Raw genomic sequence first — 20,480 nt, 5'->3', positions numbered from 1 at the left:
CGAATTCCGGAAGGGTGACGGCCTTTGGCTAGTTTGTTTAATGCGTTAACAGCCTGCAACAAGGGTTTTTCACGGGCAATAAAAAGCCCTGCGATAAAGCAGGGCTTTTTCAACATGCCTGGTTATCAGCCGTGCAGAGTTTCTGCGGCATACAGCGTATTTTCCAACAGGCACGCCCGGGTCATCGGCCCGACACCGCCTGGCACCGGCGTGATCCAGCCAGCGCGGGGCAGGGCGGTTTCATACACCACGTCACCCACCAACTTGCCGTCTTCCTGGCGGTTGATGCCCACGTCGATGACGATGGCGCCTTCCTTGATCCACTCACCCTTGACCAGGCCCGGCTTGCCGGCGGCGACTACCACCAGGTCAGCGCGGCCGACGTGGCCGGCCAGGTCCTTGGTGAAGCGGTGGGTGACGGTCACGGTGCAGCCGGCCAGCAGCAGTTCCATGGCCATCGGGCGACCGACGATGTTCGATGCGCCCACCACGACGGCGTCGAGGCCGTACAGGTCGACACCAGTGCTTTCCAACAGCGTCATGATGCCTTTGGGGGTGCATGGGCGCAGCAGGGGAATGCGTTGGGCCAGGCGGCCGACGTTATAAGGGTGGAAACCGTCGACGTCTTTGTCCGGGCGGATGCGCTCCAGCAGTTTGGAGGCGTCCAGGTGCTCAGGCAGTGGCAGTTGCAGCAGGATGCCATCCATGTCCGGGTCATCGTTGAGGCTGTCAATCAGGTCGGTCAGGGCCTGTTGAGTGGTGTCCGAAGGCAAGTCGTAGGCCTTGGAAATAAAGCCGACCTCTTCACAGTCTTTACGCTTGTGCGAGACATAAACCTGAGAGGCAGGATCGCTGCCGACCAGGATCACCGCGAGGCCAGGCGTGCGCAGGCCTTGCTGGCTGCGCTCGGTGACTCGTTTGGCTATCTGCTGGCGCAGGCTGGCGGCGATTGATTTGCCGTCGATAAGTTGTGCAGTCATTACGCGTGATTAACCATCGAGAGGGGGAAGAAAAGTGCGCGCATTCTCGCATGCCAAGGCGCGAGGGCAAAGGCGCTTGGTCTGCAAATTGCCCTAACCCCTTAAATAAAATCAGTTTTTTTCAAAAAAGATTTGACGGGTTTCCGGGGCATCTATACTATTCGTCGCACTTGTCGGGCACAGCCTAGCACTGGTTAAGAAGGTCGAGCAGAATAGTTGTACTGCAAGGCTGGAAGCACTTAGTTTGTAATCCTCCAAGAGTACAGATTAATAAGGCGCCCGTAGCTCAGCTGGATAGAGCATCCGCCTTCTAAGCGGATGGTCGCAGGTTCGAGTCCTGCCGGGTGCGCCATTAGGCAGCTTTGGCACAAGTAGCGCTATATGGTGGGCGTAGCTCAGTTGGTAGAGCACGGGATTGTGACTCCCGTTGTCGAGGGTTCGATCCCCTTCGTCCACCCCATATTCTGAAAGGCGCCAGATTTAACAGTCTGGCGCCTTTGCTTTAAGAGTTTCAAGCGCGGATGTGGTGGAATTGGTAGACACACTGGATTTAGGTTCCAGCGCCGCGAGGCGTAAGAGTTCGAGTCTCTTCATCCGCACCAATTAAAGCTTTTGCCGGTCGTCAGGCGGGCAGGGCTCAACAAAGAAGTGGTTTGGTTTCTTTGTTAACGCAATATGGTGGGCGTAGCTCAGTTGGTAGAGCACGGGATTGTGACTCCCGTTGTCGAGGGTTCGATCCCCTTCGTCCACCCCATATTCGAAAGGCGCCAGATTTAACAGTCTGGCGCCTTTTTTGGTTTTGGCGGTTTGAGATTGGGTGGCCGCAGGTGCTGGGCTGCCCCGGCAGGGCGTGTCGTCGTATTTGTGTATCTCGATGATGCCGCTTTGCTTGCCTGCTCTGTTCGCGGGGCGGGTCGTCAGGGAGATGAATGGTTGTTCCTTCTATATATAGAGAGGGACGGCGCAGAGCCCTGGCGCAATTTGGCTGTATTTGTCACCGGGGCGAGGTACTTCAGTGCTTTCGTACCGATAAATTGCCGGTTGTTTTCCGCTGTGTTTTCAGTAGGGTGACTTCTTGAGTTTGACCCACTAGAATGCATGCCCTTGATTGGGGTCGGAAATGGCCGGCTAATGTCTGTGCAACGAGGAATATCCATGCAAGTTTCTGTTGAAAATACTACTGCTCTCGAGCGCCGCCTGAGCATCACCGTGCCGGCAGAGCGTATCGAGACTGCGGTCAACAAGCGTCTGCAGCAGACTGCCCAGAAGGCCAAGATCGCTGGTTTCCGTCCAGGCAAAGTGCCGATGAGCGAAATCAAGCGTCGTTTTGGTGCCGATGCGCGCCAGGAAGCTGTAGGTGACGTGATCCAGGCTTCTTTCTACGAAGCCGTTGTCGAGCAAAAGCTGAACCCGGCTGGCTCGCCTTCGATCGAGCCCAAGTCCCTGGAAGCGGGCAAGGACCTGGAATACGTTGCCGTATTCGAAGTGTTCCCGGAATTTGAAGTGGCCGGTTTCGACGGTATCGAAATCGAGCGTCTGAGCGCCGAAGTGGCTGATTCGGACCTGGACAACATGCTGGAAATCCTGCGCAAGCAGAACACTCGTTTCGAAGTGGCCGACCGTGCCGCCCAGAACGAAGACCAACTGAACATCGATTTCGTTGGCAAGGTTGACGGCGAAGTCTTCGCTGGCGGCTCCGCCAAGGGCACTCAGCTGGTGCTGGGTTCCAACCGCATGATCCCTGGTTTCGAAGACGGCCTGGTTGGCGCTAAAGCTGGCGAAGAGCGCGTTCTGAACCTGACGTTCCCTGCTGACTACCAGAACCTGGACCTGGCTGGCAAAACCGCCGAGTTCACCGTGACCGTCAACAGCGTTTCCGAGCCTAAGCTGCCAGAGCTGAACGAAGAGTTCTTCGCCCAGTTCGGCATCAAGGAAACCGGCATCGAAGGCTTCCGCACCGAAGTTCGCAAGAACATGGAGCGTGAGCTGCGCCAGGCCATCAAGTCCAAGGTCAAGAACCAGGTCATGGACGGTCTGCTGGCCGCCAACCCGATCGAAGTGCCTAAGGCCCTGCTGTCCAACGAAGTGGATCGCTTGCGCGTTCAAGCGGTTCAGCAGTTTGGTGGCAACATCAAGCCTGACCAGCTGCCGGCCGAGCTGTTCGAAGAGCAAGCCAAGCGCCGCGTTGTGCTGGGCCTGATCGTGGCTGAAGTGGTCAAGCAGTTCGACCTCAAGCCAGACGAAGACCGCGTTCGCGAAATGATCCAGGAAATGGCTTCGGCCTACCAGGAGCCTGAGCAGGTCGTGGCTTGGTACTACAAGAATGAGCAGCAGATGAACGAAGTACGTTCGGTTGTGCTGGAAGAACAAGTTGTGGATACTGTTCTGCAGAAGGCTAAGGTGACCGATAAAGCGGTCTCTTACGAAGAAGCAGTCAAACCGGCGGAAGCAGCACAAGCCGACTGATTGTCCAACTCGTTGGAAATTCAACCATAAGCCAGCCTCGCGCTGGCTTATGCGTTTTCAAGACATGACTATTTGGGAGTAACTGCAGAGCATGTTCCGTAATTCCTATATTCAGCAGAACTCTGATATCCAGGCCGCAGGCGGCCTGGTCCCGATGGTTGTCGAGCAGTCCGCTCGTGGCGAACGCGCCTACGACATCTACTCGCGCCTGCTCAAGGAGCGAGTGATCTTTCTGGTTGGCCCGGTAGAGGACTACATGGCCAACCTGATCTGTGCGCAGCTGCTGTTCCTTGAAGCGGAAAACCCGGACAAGGACATCCATCTCTACATTAACTCGCCGGGTGGTTCGGTGACTGCGGGCATGTCGATCTACGACACCATGCAGTTCATCAAGCCAAACGTGTCGACCACCTGTATTGGCCAGGCGTGCAGCATGGGCGCCTTCCTGCTGACCGCGGGTGCCGAAGGCAAGCGTTTCTGCCTGCCGAACTCGCGCGTGATGATTCACCAGCCACTGGGCGGTTTCCAGGGCCAGGCGTCGGACATCGAAATCCACGCCAAGGAAATCCTCTTCATTCGTGAGCGTCTCAACACGCTGATGGCCAAGCACAGCGGGCGCACCCTGGAAGAAATCGAGCGCGATACCAACCGTGACAATTTCATGAGCGCTGAAGCCGCCAAGGAATACGGGTTGATCGACGCAGTGATCGACAAGCGCCCCGCATAATATAAGCCGCTCAAAATAGGGCTGGTCGGCATGTCCGACCACTGGCGGGCTTGAAAAAGCCCGCATAAGCCTTCATCTTGTGTTGCAAGCCTATCGGATTTGGATCGAACGAATGACTGACACCCGCAACGGCGAGGACAACGGCAAGCTGCTCTATTGCTCCTTCTGTGGCAAAAGCCAGCATGAAGTACGCAAATTGATTGCCGGCCCCTCGGTGTTTATCTGCGACGAATGCGTCGACCTGTGCAATGACATCATCCGTGAGGAGGTGCAGGAAGCCCAGGCCGAGAGCAGTGCGCATAAATTACCTTCGCCTAAAGAAATCAGTGGCATCCTTGACCAATACGTCATTGGTCAAGAGCGTGCAAAAAAGGTTCTGGCCGTAGCGGTGTACAACCACTACAAGCGCTTGAACCAGCGTGACAAGAAAGGTGACGAGGTTGAACTCGGCAAGAGCAACATCTTGCTGATCGGTCCTACAGGCTCGGGTAAAACCCTGCTTGCAGAAACCCTCGCTCGCCTGCTGAACGTTCCGTTCACCATCGCCGACGCCACCACCCTCACCGAGGCTGGCTACGTGGGTGAAGATGTCGAGAACATCATTCAGAAACTGCTGCAGAAGTGCGACTACGACGTAGAGAAAGCCCAGATGGGTATTGTCTACATCGACGAGATCGACAAGATCTCGCGCAAGTCGGACAACCCGTCGATCACTCGGGACGTTTCCGGTGAAGGCGTGCAGCAGGCCCTGTTGAAGCTGATCGAAGGCACGGTTGCGTCCGTACCGCCGCAAGGTGGTCGCAAGCACCCGCAGCAGGAATTCCTTCAGGTTGATACGCGCAACATCCTGTTCATTTGTGGCGGTGCGTTCTCGGGTCTCGAGAAGGTGATTCAGCAGCGTTCCACCCGTGGCGGCATTGGTTTCAGTGCGGAAGTGCGTAGCAAGGAAGAAGGCAAGAAGGTGGGCGAGTCCCTGCGTGAAGTCGAGCCTGACGATTTGGTCAAGTTCGGTCTGATCCCGGAATTCGTTGGCCGTCTGCCGGTCCTGGCCACGTTGGACGAGTTGGATGAGGCGGCTTTGATCCAGATCCTCACCGAACCGAAAAACGCCCTGACCAAGCAATACGGCAAATTGTTCGAGATGGAAGGTGTAGACCTGGAGTTCCGTACCGACGCGCTGAAATCGGTGGCCAAGCGGGCACTGGAGCGCAAGACCGGTGCACGTGGTCTGCGTTCTATCCTCGAAGGCGTGTTGCTCGACACCATGTACGAAATCCCCTCGCAGTCCGAGGTGAGTAAAGTGGTGATCGACGAAAGCGTTATCGAAGGCAAGTCCAAGCCGCTGTATATCTATGAAAACAGTGAGCCGGCTGCCAAGGCTGCACCCGACGCGTAAGCGTTCAGCAGTTGTGGTACAAGCAAGGGGCCTTTAGGGGCCCCTTGTTTTTTGGGGCGTTTTTTCGAGACGGTGGTTAAATTCGCGTTTATTCATGCGTTTAACTGCTGGCATTGAGCTTGTTTTTTTTGCAGGTAACCCCCATCTTGGTTTCAAGCTTATTTTTGAACTGTCATAGAGGCGAAATCATGAAGACAACCATCGAATTGCCTCTCCTGCCGTTGCGTGATGTCGTCGTCTATCCGCACATGGTTATCCCGCTGTTCGTGGGGCGCGAGAAGTCTATCGAAGCCCTCGAGGCCGCGATGACGGGCGACAAGCAAATCCTGCTGTTGGCCCAGAAGAATCCTGCTGATGATGATCCGGGCGAAGATGCCCTGTATCGCGTCGGCACCATTGCCACTGTCCTGCAATTGCTCAAGCTGCCCGATGGCACCGTCAAGGTGCTGGTCGAAGGCGAGCAGCGCGGTGCCGTAGAGCGCTTCATGGAGGTGGACGGCCACCTGCGCGCGGAAGTGGCACTGATCGAAGAAGTCGAAGCCCCGGAGCGTGAATCCGAGGTGTTCGTGCGCAGCCTGCTGTCGCAGTTCGAGCAGTATGTGCAGTTGGGCAAGAAAGTCCCGGCTGAAGTCCTGTCGTCCCTCAACAGCATTGATGAGCCAAGCCGCCTGGTCGACACCATGGCCGCGCACATGGCGCTGAAAATCGAGCAGAAGCAAGACATCCTCGAAATCATCGACCTGTCGGCCCGTGTCGAACACGTACTGGCGATGCTGGATGGCGAAATCGACCTGTTGCAGGTTGAAAAACGCATCCGTGGTCGCGTGAAAAAGCAGATGGAGCGTAGCCAGCGCGAGTACTACCTGAATGAGCAGATGAAGGCCATTCAGAAGGAACTCGGCGACGGCGAGGAAGGCCACAACGAAATCGAAGAGCTGAAAAAGCGCATCGATGCCGCTGGCCTGCCCAAAGACGCCCTGACCAAGGCCACCGCCGAGCTGAACAAGCTCAAGCAGATGTCGCCGATGTCGGCTGAAGCCACCGTGGTGCGCTCGTATATCGACTGGCTGGTGCAAGTGCCGTGGAAGGCCCAGACCAAGGTGCGTCTGGACCTGGCCCGTGCTGAAGAGATTCTCGACGCTGACCATTACGGCCTGGAAGAGGTCAAGGAGCGCATCCTTGAGTACCTCGCTGTACAAAAACGCGTGAAGAAAATCCGCGGCCCGGTGTTGTGCCTGGTTGGGCCTCCGGGCGTGGGTAAAACCTCCCTGGCGGAATCGATTGCCAGCGCGACCAACCGCAAATTCGTGCGCATGGCCTTGGGTGGCGTGCGTGACGAAGCGGAAATTCGCGGTCATCGCCGTACCTACATCGGTTCGATGCCGGGAAGATTGATTCAAAAGATGACAAAAGTGGGTGTACGCAACCCGCTGTTCCTGCTCGATGAAATCGACAAAATGGGCAGCGACATGCGTGGCGACCCGGCGTCGGCTTTGCTCGAAGTGCTGGACCCTGAGCAGAACCATAATTTCAACGACCATTACCTGGAAGTCGACTACGACTTGTCTGACGTAATGTTCCTGTGCACCTCCAACTCCATGAACATTCCGCCAGCCTTGCTGGACCGGATGGAGGTGATTCGTCTGCCGGGCTACACCGAAGACGAGAAGATCAACATCGCGGTCAAGTACTTGGCGCCCAAGCAGATTTCGGCCAACGGCCTGAAGAAGGGCGAGATCGAATTCGAGGTCGAGGCGATCCGCGACATCGTGCGCTACTACACTCGCGAGGCCGGTGTGCGGGGCCTTGAGCGCCAGATCGCGAAGATCTGCCGCAAAGCGGTGAAGGAACACGCGTTGGAAAAACGCTTCTCGGTGAAAGTGGTTGCCGACTCCCTGGAGCACTTCCTGGGCGTGAAGAAATTCCGCTACGGCCTGGCCGAGCAACAGGACCAGGTCGGCCAGGTGACTGGCCTGGCGTGGACCCAGGTGGGTGGCGAATTGCTCACCATCGAAGCTGCGGTGATTCCGGGCAAAGGCCAGTTGATCAAGACCGGCTCCCTGGGTGACGTGATGGTCGAATCCATTACCGCCGCGCAGACCGTGGTACGCAGCCGCGCCCGCAGCCTGGGCATCCCGCTGGACTTCCACGAGAAGCACGACACCCATATCCACATGCCGGAAGGGGCGACCCCCAAAGACGGCCCTAGCGCGGGCGTAGGCATGTGCACGGCCCTCGTGTCGGCCTTGACCGGCATTCCCGTGCGCGCTGATGTGGCGATGACCGGGGAAATCACCCTGCGTGGCCAGGTATTGGCGATCGGTGGTCTCAAAGAGAAATTGCTCGCCGCGCACCGGGGTGGAATCAAGACTGTGATCATTCCTGAAGAGAATGTTCGCGACTTGAAGGAAATTCCTGACAACATCAAGCAGGATCTTCAGATTAAACCGGTTAAATGGATTGACGAGGTCCTGCAAATTGCGCTGCAATACGCGCCGGAGCCCTTGCCGGATGTGGCCCCGGAGATTGTCGCGAAGGACGAAAAACGCGAGTCCGATTCCAAGGAAAGAATTAGCACGCATTAATGTGTTGGAGCCTGGGGGCTTCCTTGACAGCTTTTTAGAGCCCTTGTTATAAAGCGGCTCTTAAGTGTCTGTAGGCCATTCAGCACTGGTTTTGCTTTTTACCAAAAAACTTAGAATCATACTCAATAGATATATAAGGGGACTTAGAGTGAACAAGTCGGAACTGATTGATGCTATCGCTGCATCCGCTGATATCCCGAAAGCTGCTGCTGGCCGTGCGCTGGACGCAGTAATCGAATCCGTCACTGGCGCTCTGAAGGCCGGCGACTCCGTGGTACTGGTAGGCTTCGGTACTTTCTCTGTGACTGACCGCCCAGCTCGCACTGGCCGTAACCCACAGACCGGCAAAGCACTGCAAATCGCTGCTGCCAAGAAACCAGGTTTCAAAGCCGGTAAAGCCCTGAAAGAAGCCGTTAACTAAGCTTCGTTCAAGCCTTTGCTTACCCGGGTCGGACGCAGGTCTGGCCTGGCAGCGGAGCGGTAGCTGACCCACGTATCGGGTCGCCACGCCGGGGGTGCAGATTCGAACCCCCGTCCGCTCCGCCAGTTACGAGAAGGCGCATCCTCGGATGCGCCTTTCTTCTATCCGGACTCTACCCACGCTCCACGGTTGCCTAATTTTTGAAGTTCAACCGTTTCTGGGGGACGCATGCTGCAAAATATCAGGGACAATTCACAAGGCTGGATTGCCAAGACTATCATCGGGATCATCGTCGCATTGATGGCGTTCACCGGTATCGAAGCCATTTTCCAGGCTTCGGGTAATAACAAGCAGGACGTGGCCAAGGTCAACGGTGAAGAAATCACCCAGACCGAACTGAGCCAGGCTGTCGACATGCAACGGCGCCAGCTGATGCAACAGTTGGGCAAGGATTTCGACGCTTCCCTGCTGGACGAAAAGCTGCTGCGCGATGCTGCCCTCAAGGGCCTGATCGACCGCAAGCTGCTGCTGCAAGGCGCTGCTGATTCCAAGTTCGGCTTCTCGGAAGCTGCGCTGGACCAGGTGATCCTGCAGACGCCGGAATTCCAGGTGGACGGCAAGTTCAACGCCGAACGCTTTGACCAGGTGGTTCGTCAGCTGGGCTATAGCCGCATGCAATTCCGTCAGATGCTGACCCAGGAAATGCTGATCGGCCAGGTTCGTGCAGGCATCGCCGGCAGTGGTTTCGTGACCGACGCCGAGGTGCTGGCATTCGCCCGCCTGGAAAAACAGACCCGCGACTTCGCCACCGTCAACATCAAGGCTGACCCAGCGGCGGTGAAACTCACCGACGACGAGGTCAAGGCCTACTACGACCAGCACGCCAAAGAGTTCATGACCCCGGACCAGGTGGTCATCGACTATCTGGAATTGAAGAAGTCGTCCTTCTTCGACCAGGTTACTGTCAAGGACGATGAGCTGCAGGCTGCCTACGAGAAGGAAACCGCCAACCTCGCTGAACAGCGTCGTGCCGCGCACATCCTGATTGAAGTCAACGACAAGGTCACCGAGGCGCAAGCCAAGGCCAAGATCGAAGACATCCAGGCGCGCCTGGCCAAGGGTGAGAAGTTCGAAGCCCTGGCCAAGGAGTTCTCCCAGGATCCAGGTTCGGCCAACAATGGCGGCGACCTCGGTTTTGCCGGCCCTGGTGTTTACGACCCGGACTTCGAAACCGCGCTGTACGGCTTGAAGCAAGACCAGGTGTCGACGCCGGTGCGCACCACCTTCGGTTGGCACCTGATCAAGTTGCTGGGCGTTGAAGCGCCTGAGGTGCCATCGTTCGCCAGCCTGAAAGACAAGCTGACCCGCGAGCTCAAGGCCCAGCAGGTTGAACAGCGTTTTGTCGAAGCGACCAAGCAATTGGAAGATGCGGCATTCGAAGCCTCTGACCTGGCCCAGCCGGCGTCTGACTTGAAGCTGACCGTCCACACCTCGGCGCCGTTTGGCCGTGAAGGTGGCGAAGGTGTTGCGGCCAACCGTGCCGTGGTCACTGCAGCCTTCAGCCCGGAAGTGCTGGATGAAGGTGCCAACAGCAGCGCTATCGAGCTGGACCCGGAAACCATCATCGTGCTGCGTGCCAAAGAGCATCTCAAGCCGGCCCAATTGCCGCTGGAGAACGTTGCTGCGGCCATTCGCACCCAGATGACCAAGGAGCGCGCGAGCGCTGCCGCCAAAGCCCGTGCCGACGAGTTGATCGCCAGCCTGCGTGATGGCAAGACCGCGCTGGACCAGCCGGTTGACGGTCAGGCCTGGAAGGTGACTGAGGCGGCTACCCGTGGCCAGGAGTCTATCGACCCGGCCGTGCTGCAAGCCTTGTTCCGCATGCCCAAGCCTGCGGCCAAGGACAAACCGACCTTCACCACCGTGACCCTGCGCGATGGCAGCCTGATGATCGTGCGCTTGAACGGCGTGAACGAAGCGGCGGCCCCTACGGACGAAGAAAAGGCGCAATACCGCCGCTTCCTCGCTTCCCGTATTGGCCAGCAGGGCTTCGCGGCCTACCGCAAGCAGCTGGAAACCCAGGCAGACATCAAGAAGTACTGATGCCGGCCTGAATAAAAAGACCCCGACCTGAAAAGGCCGGGGTCTTTTTTTGCCTTTGATAAAGTGAGTGCTGAATGCGCTTTAGGCGTTCTTGGCTGCAAACTTGAGCTTGCCCCACGTCAACCCGATCACCGCCGCCAGGGTTGAAGCCGCCAACACGCTCAGCTTGGCAGCCGACAGCAGGGCCGGGTCGGAGAATGCCAGGGACGAGATAAAGATCGACATGGTAAAACCGATCCCCGCCAACAGGCCGACCAGGCCAACGCCCGTCCAGGTCACACCGTCCGGCAGCTTGCAGATGTTGAGCTTGACCAGCGCCAGGCTCGCCAGCATCACGCCCAGAGGCTTGCCGAGCACCAGGGCGAAGATGACGCCCATGAACACACCGTGGGCCAGCGGGTCATCCAGATTGAAACCGTCCAGGCTTACACCGGCGTTGGCCAAGGCAAACAGCGGCATCACGCCGAAGGCTACCCAGGGGTGCAGCGCTGATTGAACCCGCTGCACCGGCGGCAGTATTTCCCGCTGGGCTTCGCGCAATTGCTTGAGGGGGGCGGCGACTTGCTGGGCCCCTTCGGCTGGCTGCGAGAACCGGTCCATCAGCTCGTTGAAGGTACGTTCGATGGTTTCCAGCGGGCGTTCCCGGGTGGGCTTGGAATTGACCGGGGTCATCAAGCCAAGGATCACCCCGGCCAGCGTTGGGTGCACGCCGGTCTTGAGCAGGCCAAACCACACAATAGCGCCCGGCAGCAGGTAGATCGCCGCCTTGCTGATCCCCATGCGTTGGAACACCAGCACCAGGGCCAGCCCGCCTGCGGCAATCACCAAGCCCATGTAGTCGAGGCTGGCGGTGAAGAAGATCGCGATGATCAAGATCGCCACGATGTCATCGATGATCGCCAGTGCCAGCAGCAGGATACGCACGCCACTGGGGATCGACTTGCCCAGCAGCGCGAGCACGCCCACGGCAAAGGCGATGTCGGTCGCGGTGGGCACCGCCCAGCCACTCGCGGCGGCGGTACCGTGGTTGAGCAGGGTGTAGATGAGTGCCGGCATCAGCACACCGCCCAACGCCGCGCCCAGCGGCAGCGTGGCCAGCTTCAGGTTGGCGAGGGCGCCGTCTTTGATTTCCTGGCGGATCTCGGCACCCACCACCAGGAAGAAGATGGTCATCAGCCCGTCATTGACCAGAAAATGCAGGGAGCGCGACACGCTGTAGTCGCCCAGCCCGAGGGTGATGGGCGTGTTCCAGAAATGCTCGTAGGTCGCGGCGGCGGGGCTGTTGGCCCACACCAGCGCAACGATGGCGGCCAGCAACAGCACGATACCGCTGACGGCTTCAATATGTGAAAAGCGCTCAAGGGCGGACAGCGCGCCCTCAGTCAAACGCTGGGGGCGGGGGATGGCGGGGCGTTTATCAGGCACGACAAATCTCCATTGGCGGCCCGACCAATGCTTGGCTTTTAACCTGCGCCGTACTTTATGCAGCAACGCACCCAGGGACGATGATAGAAAGGTGAGGAATAAGTTGTAAACAAACTTGTCATAGAACCGCGCACATTACGGATCTTTATCGATCCTATGTGTGCCAGGCTTTTTCCTACTGATGCTGCTGTCTAAGCCTGAGATGTTTTACCGACAGGAATCGCGCTTCAATGTCGTGTTCTGTTGCACAATACCGTCCGGACCGTTTTCTTCAGGATTTTCAATGTCGACATCATTTCACTTGCGCACTCTCGGGTTGGCGCTGGTGCTGGCGGGCGCTGCGGGCTGCTCGTCACCCAAGACCGCTATCTACGAACATGAGAATTTCGACGACTCCGGTACGTTTTCCCGCGATTACCCGGTGAGCGATGTGGCGGCCTGTGAGGCTGCGCGCCGTGCCCTGCTGAGTCAGGGCTACATCATTACCAGTAGCGATCCGAAGTTGGTGGCCGGCAACAAGAGCTTCCAGCAGACCGGCGAGACCCACCTGCAGATCAGTTTCAATGTGGTGTGCGCCGCTGATGGCAAGGGCAGCAATCACTCGACGATGTTTGCCAACGCCTTGCAGGACCGCTATGCGCTGAAGAAGGTCAACAACTCCGCGAGCCTCGGCGTGGGCGTGCTGGGCTCGGTGTCGATGCCGATTGGCTCCACCGATGATTCGATGGTGAAAGTGGCCAGCGAGACCGTCTCGGCACCCAAGTTCTACGAGCGCTACTTCGCGCTGGTGGACGTGTTCCTGCCGCAGGAAGTGAAGCAGGCCGAGCATATCCCCGAGCAGCCCAAGGCCGACCTGGGCGTGCCCGAGCCCAAGGCCGCTCCGGCAGCCGAGAAGGTCGAGGCGCCGAAGGAGGTGCCTGTAGCGCCCGCCGCTGCAGAGCCGCTTGCGCCACCACCTGAGGCAGCACCGATCGCGCCGGTGACAGAGCCTGCTCCGGTGGCGCCGGCGCCGACTGATCCTACGTTGCCGGCGCCGACAGAAGCGATTCCACCGCTTCCGATGCCTGCGCAATAACGCAATGCTCGAATGTGGGAGCGGGGTGTCAGGTAGAGAAGCGTCGGCTGACAGGTCGCTATCGCAGCATAGGTATCGACACAACTCTGTAGCGCTCAACAGTAACCACGATGCGAAGCGAGCCGCTCTTGCTCTTGATCTGCTTTTGATCTTGATCTTAAGCGCCCCGTCAAACCACGCTGGCGGATTACGGGCACACCGAGCCCGAGCGAGGTGCCGAGTGGTGGGGCAAGAGCGTTTTGCTTACTTTTGACTGGGCCGGCAATCTGGCTTTTCAAAAGTAAGACGCCGTCAGGGCGGAACCCTAAGTGGCCGTTACCGCAGGGATGGATATGTACTCATTCCAGCCCAACTAAATGGCCGACCACAAGGCCGCCTTCGCGAGCAAGCCCGCTCCCACAGGTTGATCGTGGGGGGTGTCAGGTAGATAGGTGTCGGCTGGCAGTGCGTCATCGCAGGCAAGCCAGCTCCCACAGTTGGACCGTGGGGTGTCAGGTGGATAGGCGTCGGCTGTCAGGCCGTCTTCGCAGGCAAGCTAGGTCCCACATGTTGTGCGAGGTTGCGGTTAAGCTAAATCCTGTGATCGCTGCTACGTTTAATCCTGAAGAGCAGGAATGTCACGACGTCGACATTTTTTCGTCATGACGGCACTTTAGGCTGGGTTCGCAGGTCATTAATCTGCAACCGCTTTCAACATGAAGAAGGAGTCCACCATGGACGATTACCAGGAAGAACTGCTGGAGTACCAGGCATTCGAGCTAGACCCACTGGACCCAGCCGACGATGCCACCGAGCTGTAACACCGACTTCAGGCGGAGTGGCGCTGACTGCGGCGAAATTCCCCTGGGGTCTGGTTGTTCCAGCGCCTGAAGGCCCTTTGGAAGGCTTGGGCTGAAGCAAAACCGAGCAAGTAGGCGATCTCGCCGAACGCCAGTTCCGTGTCGCGAATGTAGGTCATGGCCAGGTCGCGACGGGTGTCATTGAGAATCGCGCGAAACTGCGTACCTTCCTCGGCCAGTTTGCGCCGCAATGTCCAGGTGGGCAGCTTCAAGCGTGCCGCCACTTCCTCCAGGTCGGGTTCCCGGCCACCATTGAGCATCGGCCCGAGCAAACGGGTAATGCGCTCGCGCAGGCTGCGGGTGCGAGTCAGTTGCTCCAATTCCCTTTCACACAGTTGTAGCAACAGGTGCCAGGTGCTTGGGCAATGCTGTGGGTTGCGCAGCGCCAGGGTCGGTTGGCTGAGGCGCAGTTGATTGACCTCTGCGCCGAAGTGCACCACACCCTCTCCCAGCACCTTGTAGTGGTCGTGGTAGTCCGGCGCGTCGAACTCGATTTCAATCCGCTGGGCCTGCACCGGCTGTTGCGCCAGGCCGGACAGCTGCTGCAACCAGCCGGCGATGATCGAATCCACCACAAAGCGGTTGTAGGCGTTGTAGGGGCTGATGGAATAAAACCGCAGCCACGCGCCATCGGCGTCTTCATGAAAGCTTGATTGCCCGCGATAGTTGGAACCGTAAAGCGCTTCAAAGCGTGTGAGCGTGCGTGCGGCTTCGCGCACAGTGGGCGCTTGTGCGGCGGTGACGCCGGCAAGGCCGGCCTGGCTCAAGCGGCTGAGCTGGCCCATGCGCAAGCCCAGGCCGGGGTTGCCGGTCAGTTGGATGGCCGCGTGGCCCAGGCGCATGTAGCGCGGGATCGACAAGCGTGCACCGGCTTCAGCCAGGCGCGCCGGATCAAGGCCGTATTGCAGCAGCAGGGGCTGCGGGTCCAGGCCGTGGCTGTGGATGGCGTCGGCCAGGGTATGCACGAAGCCCACCGACAGATCCCCCAGGCGCACCGGCTTCACGGCGCTACAGCCAGATATTCAGCAGGCGCGCACCACGAGCGTCGCCATCGGCGAAGACTTGCCCATTGCGGCTGAGAAAACTCTGGCCGGCGCTGCCCAGGTCCCAGAACTGCCCGCGCAGAAAGACGCTCATGCCCGCGGTGGCTTGGCTGACGGGTGGCTGGCTGATCAGGGTGAGGCGACGCCAGGCTGCGCCCTCGCTGGTTTCTTCAGGCTTGAGGCTCACTTCAGAGGGCGTGGATACGCTCTTGAAGCCACGCCACGGACGCTCCCAGGTGTCGCGGCCGGTCACAAAAGCGGGCACCGCGATCAATTGCGCGCCTTGCTCGTTGAGCTTGCGGTAGTTGTCCGGGTACCAGCTGTCGCTGCCCACCAGGATGCCCAGGCGCCCCGCGGGAGTATCGACAACGTTGACGGCATGCTCATCACCCGGCTCGATAAAGCCACGCTCATCGTAGATCGGGTAAAGCTGGCGCTGCGGTTGGCCCAGCGGCAAGCCGTCGGCGGCAAACACCACGCTGGCGTTGTACAGCGCGCCATGGCCGATTTCCAGTTGGCCCTGGATCACGCTTGGGTTGGGCAGGGCGATGGAGCCGGCCACCAGGGTCACGCCAAATTCTTTGGCGAGGCCGCCAAACAACACTTGATAGTCGCGGGCCATGGCCGGGGCTTTCATGCGCAGGTACGCATCATCCATGCGGTTGTCGCCGGTGGCGCTGATCCAGGCTTTGGCAAATTGCAGCGGGTTGCTGATCGACAGCCAGTTCATGGCGTCCTTGAGGTGAGCGGCCTGGTACAGCTCGTTTTTTTCGCCGCCGAGCATCAGCCAGGTGCCGATATGTTCCGGCAGCACCACCACGGTCTTGGCATTGATCAGCCCCAGGTCCCGAGCGTTTTGCAGGTAGGCCGACAGCTTCAGGTGCAGGCGTTCCAGGCTCTGGTAATCGGCAGGGAACAGCTCCGGCTGGATGCCCAGCAGGTTGCCCCGGTCGGCCGGTTCGCCCTCATTGACGGCGAGGGTGATGCGCAGGTCGGACAGGTAATGCGCCACGGGGCGCTCCTGGGTCCAGACCAAGTACGCGGCGAGGGAGGCAACCAGGGCCATGATGACGGTGAACGCTAGAAGTTTACGCATGGGGCAACAGACAACAGACCAAGTGCAGGGTTCGCGACTAGGGTAGGGCCCATGGCGTGGCTTGCCAAGGGGCGCTGTGCATTTGGATCAATAACTTGTCAGTTTCAGTCATTGAGCCGTGGTCCACCGCCTCTTAGTCTGTGGGACATAAACCGATGGCACGCCGTTCGAGTGCGCCACGTCCCGTGATGATCCGTTGTGGAGCTGTACCATGACCGCTGCTGCCTACCCGCACCTGCTGGCCCCGTTGGACCTGGGTTTTACCACCTTGCGCAACCGTACCCTGATGGGGTCGATGCACACCGGCCTGGAGGAAAAGCCCGGCGGTTTCGAGCGCATGGCGGCCTATTTTGCCGAGCGTGCCCGTGGCGGCGTGGGCCTGATGGTCACCGGCGGTATTGGCCCCAATGATGAAGGTGGCGTGTATGCCGGTGCGGCCAAGCTGACCACCGAAGACGAGGCGCGCAAGCACAAGATCGTCACCCAGGCCGTGCACGACGCGGGTGGCAAAATCTGCATGCAGATCCTCCACGCTGGGCGTTACGCCTACAGCCCCAAGCAGGTGGCACCGAGCGCTATCCAGGCGCCGATCAACCCGTTCAAGCCCAAGGAACTGGATGAAGAGGGCATCGAAAAACAGATCCAGGACTTTGTCACCTGCTCGCTGCTGGCCCAGGTCGCCGAGTATGACGGCGTTGAAATCATGGGTTCCGAAGGCTACTTCATTAACCAGTTCCTCGCCGCCCACACCAACCATCGCACCGACCGTTGGGGTGGCAGCTTTGAAAATCGCATGCGCCTGGCCGTGGAAATCGTGCGCCGCGTACGCGAAGCCGTAGGCCCGAACTTCATTATCATCTTCCGCCTGTCGATGCTCGACCTGGTGGAAGGCGGCAGCGTCTGGGAAGAAATCGTGCAGTTGGCCAAGGCCATCGAACAGGCCGGCGCGACGATCATCAACACCGGTATCGGCTGGCACGAAGCGCGTATCCCGACCATCGCCACCAAGGTGCCCCGTGGTGCGTTCAGTAAAGTCACGGCCAAATTGCGCGGTTCGGTACAGATTCCGCTGATCACCACCAACCGCATCAACACCCCGGAAATCGCCGAGCAGATCCTGGCCGAAGGCGACGCCGATATGGTCTCGATGGCGCGGCCGTTTCTCGCCGACCCCGAGTTCGTCAACAAGGCCGCCGCCGGGCGCGCCGATGAGATCAATACCTGCATCGGCTGCAACCAGGCCTGCCTGGACCACACCTTTGGCGGCAAGCTCACCACGTGCCTGGTCAACCCGCGGGCGTGCTACGAAACCGAGCTCAATTACTTGCCGGTCAAGCAGATCAAAAAAGTTGCGGTGGTCGGCGCCGGCCCTGCGGGCCTGGCCGCTGCCACCGTGGCCGCCGAGCGCGGGCATCAGGTGACCTTGTTCGACTCCGCCAGCGAGATCGGCGGCCAGTTCAATATCGCCAAGCGCGTGCCGGGCAAGGAAGAGTTCTTCGAGACCCTGCGTTATTTCAAGCGCAAATTGCAGACCACCCACGTCGAGCTGTGCCTCAACACCCGTGTGGATGTTGCGCAACTGGTGGCGGGCGGTTATGACGAGGTGATCCTGGCCACCGGCATCGCACCGCGTACCCCGGCGATTCCCGGTGTCGACAATGCCAAGGTCCTGAGTTACCTGGACGTGATCCTCGAACGCAAGCCGGTGGGCAAGCGCGTGGCGGTGATCGGCGCCGGTGGCATTGGTTTTGACGTGTCTGAATTTCTCGTCCACCAAGGCGTATCCACCAGCCTGGATCGCGAGGCGTTCTGGAAAGAATGGGGCATCGACACCCAACTGCAAGCCCGTGGCGGCGTGGCCGGGATCAAACCCGAGCGCCATGCGCCGGCCCGTGAAGTGTTCCTGCTGCAACGCAAGGCTTCCAAGGTGGGCGACGGCTTGGGCAAGACCACGGGCTGGATCCACCGCACGGGTTTGAAGAACAAGCAGGTGCAGATGCTCAACAGTGTCGAGTACCTGAAGATCGACGATGAAGGGCTGCATATCCGCATCGGCGCCGAGGGCGAGCCGCAGGTACTGGCGGTAGACAATATCGTCATCTGTGCCGGCCAGGACCCGCTGCGCGAATTGCACGACGGCCTGGTCGCTGCCGGCCAGAACGTGCACCTGATCGGCGGCGCCGATGTGGCGGCCGAACTGGACGCCAAGCGCGCCATCAACCAGGGCTCGCGCCTGGCGGCCGAGCTGTAAGGCGTCAAGAGGGGCGGTGGTAGACTACCGCCCCTTTTTTCATTCAGATACCTGCCGATGGGCCCTTTCGACTGGCTTCCTCACGCACTCCTTGAACCTTTGCAACTGGACTGGCTGAACGGAGTCGAGTTGGCCGTGCTGCGCCTGGACTGTATCGACCCGCTGATCAGCGGCAACAAGTGGTTCAAACTCACCAAGCACTTGGCGCAGGCCCGACACGCCGGGGCCACGGGGGTGATGAGTCTCGGCGGCGCTTACTCCAACCATCTGCATGCACTGGCGGCAGCGGGCAAGCGCTTTGGTTTTCCCACGGTCGGCCTGCTGCGGGGTCATCCTCAAGACACCCCCACGGTTCTCGACCTTAAAGCCTTCGGCATGCAGCTGCATTGGCTGGGTTATGGCGGTTATCGGGCGCGGCATGAAGCGGGTTTCTGGTTGCCTTGGTGCGAGCAGTATCCTGGCTTTCATCCGATACCCGAAGGCGGCGGTGGGCTGGCCGGTGCGCAGGGCTGTGGCGTATTGGTCGAGCAGGCGCGGGCGCAGTTGGGCAAGCTCGGTTGGAGCGATTACGATGCCTGGTGGTTGGCGGCGGGTACCGGCACGACAGTGGCGGGGCTGGCGCTGGCGGAGGCGGGTGCGCATCGGGTGTATGGCGCCATGGCGGTGCCGGATGACCACGGTGTGGCGCAGAACGTGAGTGCCATCGTGCAGGACGGTTATACATTGCTGGACGCCTGTCGCGGTGGCTTTGCCAAGGTCGATCCGCTGTTGCTCAACTTCATCCAGCGCACCGAACAAGCGTACGGTCTACCGCTGGAGCCGCTCTACACCGGCAAGGCGCTGCTGGCGTTGAAACAGCAGATTAAGGCCGGACGCTTCGCCCCCGCCACTCGCCTGATCTTCGTCCATACCGGCGGCTTACAAGGCCGCCGAAGTGTGGCGCCCATTTGAAGGGGCTGATAAATATCAGGCAATGAGGCGTCGGCTGCCTGCTGGTCCCCTCAAATAGATATATGGCTTTCAATGAAGTGGGCACTCAGGGCAACCACCTCCTTGTATTGCAGGTCTACCGTAATCATGTGATAGCAGTTATCCAACAGCACTTTGGTGACAGGGCCTGCGAGTTTCTGTTCGGTGTAATCGGCGTTCCACCTGCCACTGACATCATCCTCGATGGAGTGGATGATCAGCGCGGGTGCGTTGATCAACGGCATGCGCCGTTTCACTCGTGTCGTCAGTTTATGCATTTGCCGCAGACTCTTGCCAGACATGCTCAGCAAGCCTGCAGCACTGCTTTCACCCATTTTCATCTGCCGTTCGACAATGGCTCGCAACCGCCTGTTTTTAATACCGAACGGCGGCCGCTCATTGAAGACGCAAAAGTCCAACACAAAGGGAATTCGAGTTACCCAAGGCATTAACCGTGTGACGGGTGAGGCGTTCCAGCCATCGTTACGCAAGGTCAGGGAATATAACAACAGCCCGGCAACTTGCCCTGGGTGTTCGGACGCCACATACATCGACATCACCGCGCCCATGGACAAACCGCCGACAAACACCTGCCCATGGCGTTGCTTGACCTGTACGAAGGTCTTGCGCACGCCTTCGTACCAGTCCTGCCAGCCAGTGGCCTGCAAGTCGCTGTTGTCGCCGCAGTGCCCGGCCAGCGTGGGCACATACACCGTGCAGTTACCCGCCTTGGCCAGGCCCTTGGCGACCTGGCGCAACTCGGTCGGTGTGCCGGTCAGGCCGTGGATCAACAGGATCCCGACCGGACCATTACCGAGAACGAAACCGGCAGTGCCTTCACCGAGGTCGATCCCTTGAGCATTCACCGCGTGGTCGCTCGCACCAGCAGTTGCTCCAGCAACTTCAGGCCCAGGTCGATTTCCGGGTAGCTGATTTCCAGGGACGGCGCCAGGGTGATCACGTTCTTGTAGTAACCGCCCACGTCGAGGATCAGCCCCAGTTTCTGGCCGTCTACCACCATATCGCCTTTCATGCCTTCTTCGACCATATAGTCCAGGGTCGCCTTGTCCGGGGTGAAGCCATCCGGGCCGCAGATCTCGCAGC

General features: G+C 59.3%; 14 protein-coding genes, 4 tRNA genes and 1 pseudogene. 13 read left to right on the top strand and 6 right to left on the bottom strand.

Annotation, left to right across the window (positions count from 1 at the left end):
• Nucleotides 1–125: 125 nt before the first annotated feature.
• Nucleotides 126–980 carry a bifunctional methylenetetrahydrofolate dehydrogenase/methenyltetrahydrofolate cyclohydrolase FolD gene (folD, locus tag QK296_RS23600; RefSeq protein ID WP_034134302.1) on the bottom strand — a complete coding sequence of 285 codons (855 nt, stop codon included), beginning with the start codon at nt 978–980 and terminating at the stop codon, nt 126–128.
• 275 nt (nt 981–1,255) lie between these two features.
• Here folD and QK296_RS23595 point away from each other — a divergent pair.
• The 10 genes from QK296_RS23595 (at nt 1,256) to QK296_RS23550 (ending at nt 10,678) form a co-directional block, all read left to right on the top strand.
• Nucleotides 1,256–1,332, top strand: a tRNA-Arg gene (locus tag QK296_RS23595).
• A gap of 32 nt (nt 1,333–1,364) precedes the next feature.
• Nucleotides 1,365–1,440, top strand: a tRNA-His gene (locus QK296_RS23590).
• 57 nt (nt 1,441–1,497) lie between these two features.
• Nucleotides 1,498–1,582, top strand: a tRNA-Leu gene (locus QK296_RS23585).
• Nucleotides 1,583–1,658: 76 nt separating this feature from the next.
• Nucleotides 1,659–1,734: transfer RNA gene (locus QK296_RS23580), tRNA-His, on the top strand.
• A gap of 401 nt (nt 1,735–2,135) precedes the next feature.
• Nucleotides 2,136–3,446 (top strand): trigger factor, encoded by a 1,311-nt coding sequence (gene tig, locus QK296_RS23575; RefSeq protein ID WP_003192257.1) that lies wholly within the window; start codon nt 2,136–2,138, stop codon nt 3,444–3,446.
• A gap of 91 nt (nt 3,447–3,537) precedes the next feature.
• Nucleotides 3,538–4,173 carry an ATP-dependent Clp endopeptidase proteolytic subunit ClpP gene (gene clpP / locus QK296_RS23570; protein ID WP_003192255.1) on the top strand — a complete coding sequence of 212 codons (636 nt, stop codon included), beginning with the start codon at nt 3,538–3,540 and terminating at the stop codon, nt 4,171–4,173.
• Nucleotides 4,174–4,285: 112 nt separating this feature from the next.
• A complete protein-coding gene (gene clpX, locus QK296_RS23565) occupies nt 4,286–5,569 on the top strand; it encodes an ATP-dependent Clp protease ATP-binding subunit ClpX (RefSeq protein ID WP_003192254.1) in 1,284 nt (427 codons plus the stop codon).
• A 188-nt stretch (nt 5,570–5,757) separates the two neighbouring features.
• Entirely contained in the window at nt 5,758–8,154 is a 2,397-nt protein-coding gene (gene lon / locus QK296_RS23560; RefSeq protein ID WP_003192252.1) for an endopeptidase La, read from the top strand.
• A 148-nt stretch (nt 8,155–8,302) separates the two neighbouring features.
• The gene (locus QK296_RS23555) at nt 8,303–8,575 is read left to right on the top strand and encodes an HU family DNA-binding protein (RefSeq protein ID WP_003174819.1); all 273 of its coding nucleotides are present in this window, start codon (nt 8,303–8,305) and stop codon (nt 8,573–8,575) included.
• Between the two features lie 228 nt (nt 8,576–8,803).
• Nucleotides 8,804–10,678 carry a SurA N-terminal domain-containing protein gene (locus tag QK296_RS23550; RefSeq protein ID WP_282391382.1) on the top strand — a complete coding sequence of 625 codons (1,875 nt, stop codon included), beginning with the start codon at nt 8,804–8,806 and terminating at the stop codon, nt 10,676–10,678.
• Between the two features lie 81 nt (nt 10,679–10,759).
• On the opposite strand, the gene nhaA is transcribed toward QK296_RS23550, so the two are convergent.
• Complete coding sequence (nhaA, locus tag QK296_RS23545; protein WP_057711252.1) at nt 10,760–12,103, bottom strand: Na+/H+ antiporter NhaA; 1,344 nt, start codon at nt 12,101–12,103, stop codon at nt 10,760–10,762.
• A gap of 283 nt (nt 12,104–12,386) precedes the next feature.
• Here nhaA and QK296_RS23540 point away from each other — a divergent pair, with 283 nt between their 5' ends.
• Nucleotides 12,387–13,178: a DUF2242 domain-containing protein gene (locus tag QK296_RS23540; RefSeq protein WP_003192248.1), complete on the top strand. Its 792-nt coding sequence runs from the start codon at nt 12,387–12,389 to the stop codon at nt 13,176–13,178.
• 808 nt (nt 13,179–13,986) lie between these two features.
• Here QK296_RS23540 and QK296_RS23535 read toward each other — a convergent pair.
• Nucleotides 13,987–15,021 (bottom strand): AraC family transcriptional regulator, encoded by a 1,035-nt coding sequence (locus QK296_RS23535; RefSeq protein ID WP_282391378.1) that lies wholly within the window; start codon nt 15,019–15,021, stop codon nt 13,987–13,989.
• Nucleotides 15,022–15,025: 4 nt separating this feature from the next.
• Nucleotides 15,026–16,156 carry a carbon-nitrogen hydrolase family protein gene (locus QK296_RS23530; protein WP_003192245.1) on the bottom strand — a complete coding sequence of 377 codons (1,131 nt, stop codon included), beginning with the start codon at nt 16,154–16,156 and terminating at the stop codon, nt 15,026–15,028.
• Between the two features lie 211 nt (nt 16,157–16,367).
• On the opposite strand from QK296_RS23530, the gene QK296_RS23525 reads away from it, so the two are divergent.
• Nucleotides 16,368–18,407 carry an NADPH-dependent 2,4-dienoyl-CoA reductase gene (locus tag QK296_RS23525; protein WP_057711254.1) on the top strand — a complete coding sequence of 680 codons (2,040 nt, stop codon included), beginning with the start codon at nt 16,368–16,370 and terminating at the stop codon, nt 18,405–18,407.
• A 57-nt stretch (nt 18,408–18,464) separates the two neighbouring features.
• Nucleotides 18,465–19,358: a pyridoxal-phosphate dependent enzyme gene (locus tag QK296_RS23520; protein WP_120248843.1), complete on the top strand. Its 894-nt coding sequence runs from the start codon at nt 18,465–18,467 to the stop codon at nt 19,356–19,358.
• Nucleotides 19,359–19,408: 50 nt separating this feature from the next.
• Here the strand turns inward: QK296_RS23520 and QK296_RS23515 are convergent, their stop codons facing one another.
• Entirely contained in the window at nt 19,409–20,242 is an 834-nt protein-coding gene (locus tag QK296_RS23515; RefSeq protein ID WP_198757916.1) for an alpha/beta fold hydrolase, read from the bottom strand.
• Nucleotides 20,239–20,480: pseudogene (locus tag QK296_RS23510) on the bottom strand (aspartate aminotransferase family protein); the annotation flags it as partial. The gene QK296_RS23515 and the pseudogene QK296_RS23510, both read right to left, overlap by 4 nt.

This window comes from Pseudomonas sp. AL10, from assembly GCF_029960685.1.
In the GTDB taxonomy this organism is placed as follows: domain Bacteria; phylum Pseudomonadota; class Gammaproteobacteria; order Pseudomonadales; family Pseudomonadaceae; genus Aquipseudomonas; species Aquipseudomonas lactis.
Note: the sequence above shows the minus strand (reverse complement) of the source record. Positions and strands in the feature narration are given on the sequence as shown.

Bases quoted from the DNA above. Each gene is read 5' to 3' on its own strand.
- QK296_RS23530 (WP_003192245.1), bottom strand. From the start codon at position 16,156: ATGCGTAAACTTCTAGCGTTCACCGTCATCATGGCCCTGGTTGCCTCC.
- lon (WP_003192252.1), top strand. From the start codon at position 5,758: ATGAAGACAACCATCGAATTGCCTCTCCTGCCGTTGCGTGATGTCGTC.
- QK296_RS23550 (WP_282391382.1), top strand. From the start codon at position 8,804: ATGCTGCAAAATATCAGGGACAATTCACAAGGCTGGATTGCCAAGACT.
- clpP (WP_003192255.1), top strand. From the start codon at position 3,538: ATGTTCCGTAATTCCTATATTCAGCAGAACTCTGATATCCAGGCCGCA.
- tig (WP_003192257.1), top strand. From the start codon at position 2,136: ATGCAAGTTTCTGTTGAAAATACTACTGCTCTCGAGCGCCGCCTGAGC.
- QK296_RS23525 (WP_057711254.1), top strand. From the start codon at position 16,368: ATGACCGCTGCTGCCTACCCGCACCTGCTGGCCCCGTTGGACCTGGGT.
- clpX (WP_003192254.1), top strand. From the start codon at position 4,286: ATGACTGACACCCGCAACGGCGAGGACAACGGCAAGCTGCTCTATTGC.
- QK296_RS23520 (WP_120248843.1), top strand. From the start codon at position 18,465: ATGGGCCCTTTCGACTGGCTTCCTCACGCACTCCTTGAACCTTTGCAA.
- QK296_RS23540 (WP_003192248.1), top strand. From the start codon at position 12,387: ATGTCGACATCATTTCACTTGCGCACTCTCGGGTTGGCGCTGGTGCTG.
- folD (WP_034134302.1), bottom strand. From the start codon at position 980: ATGACTGCACAACTTATCGACGGCAAATCAATCGCCGCCAGCCTGCGC.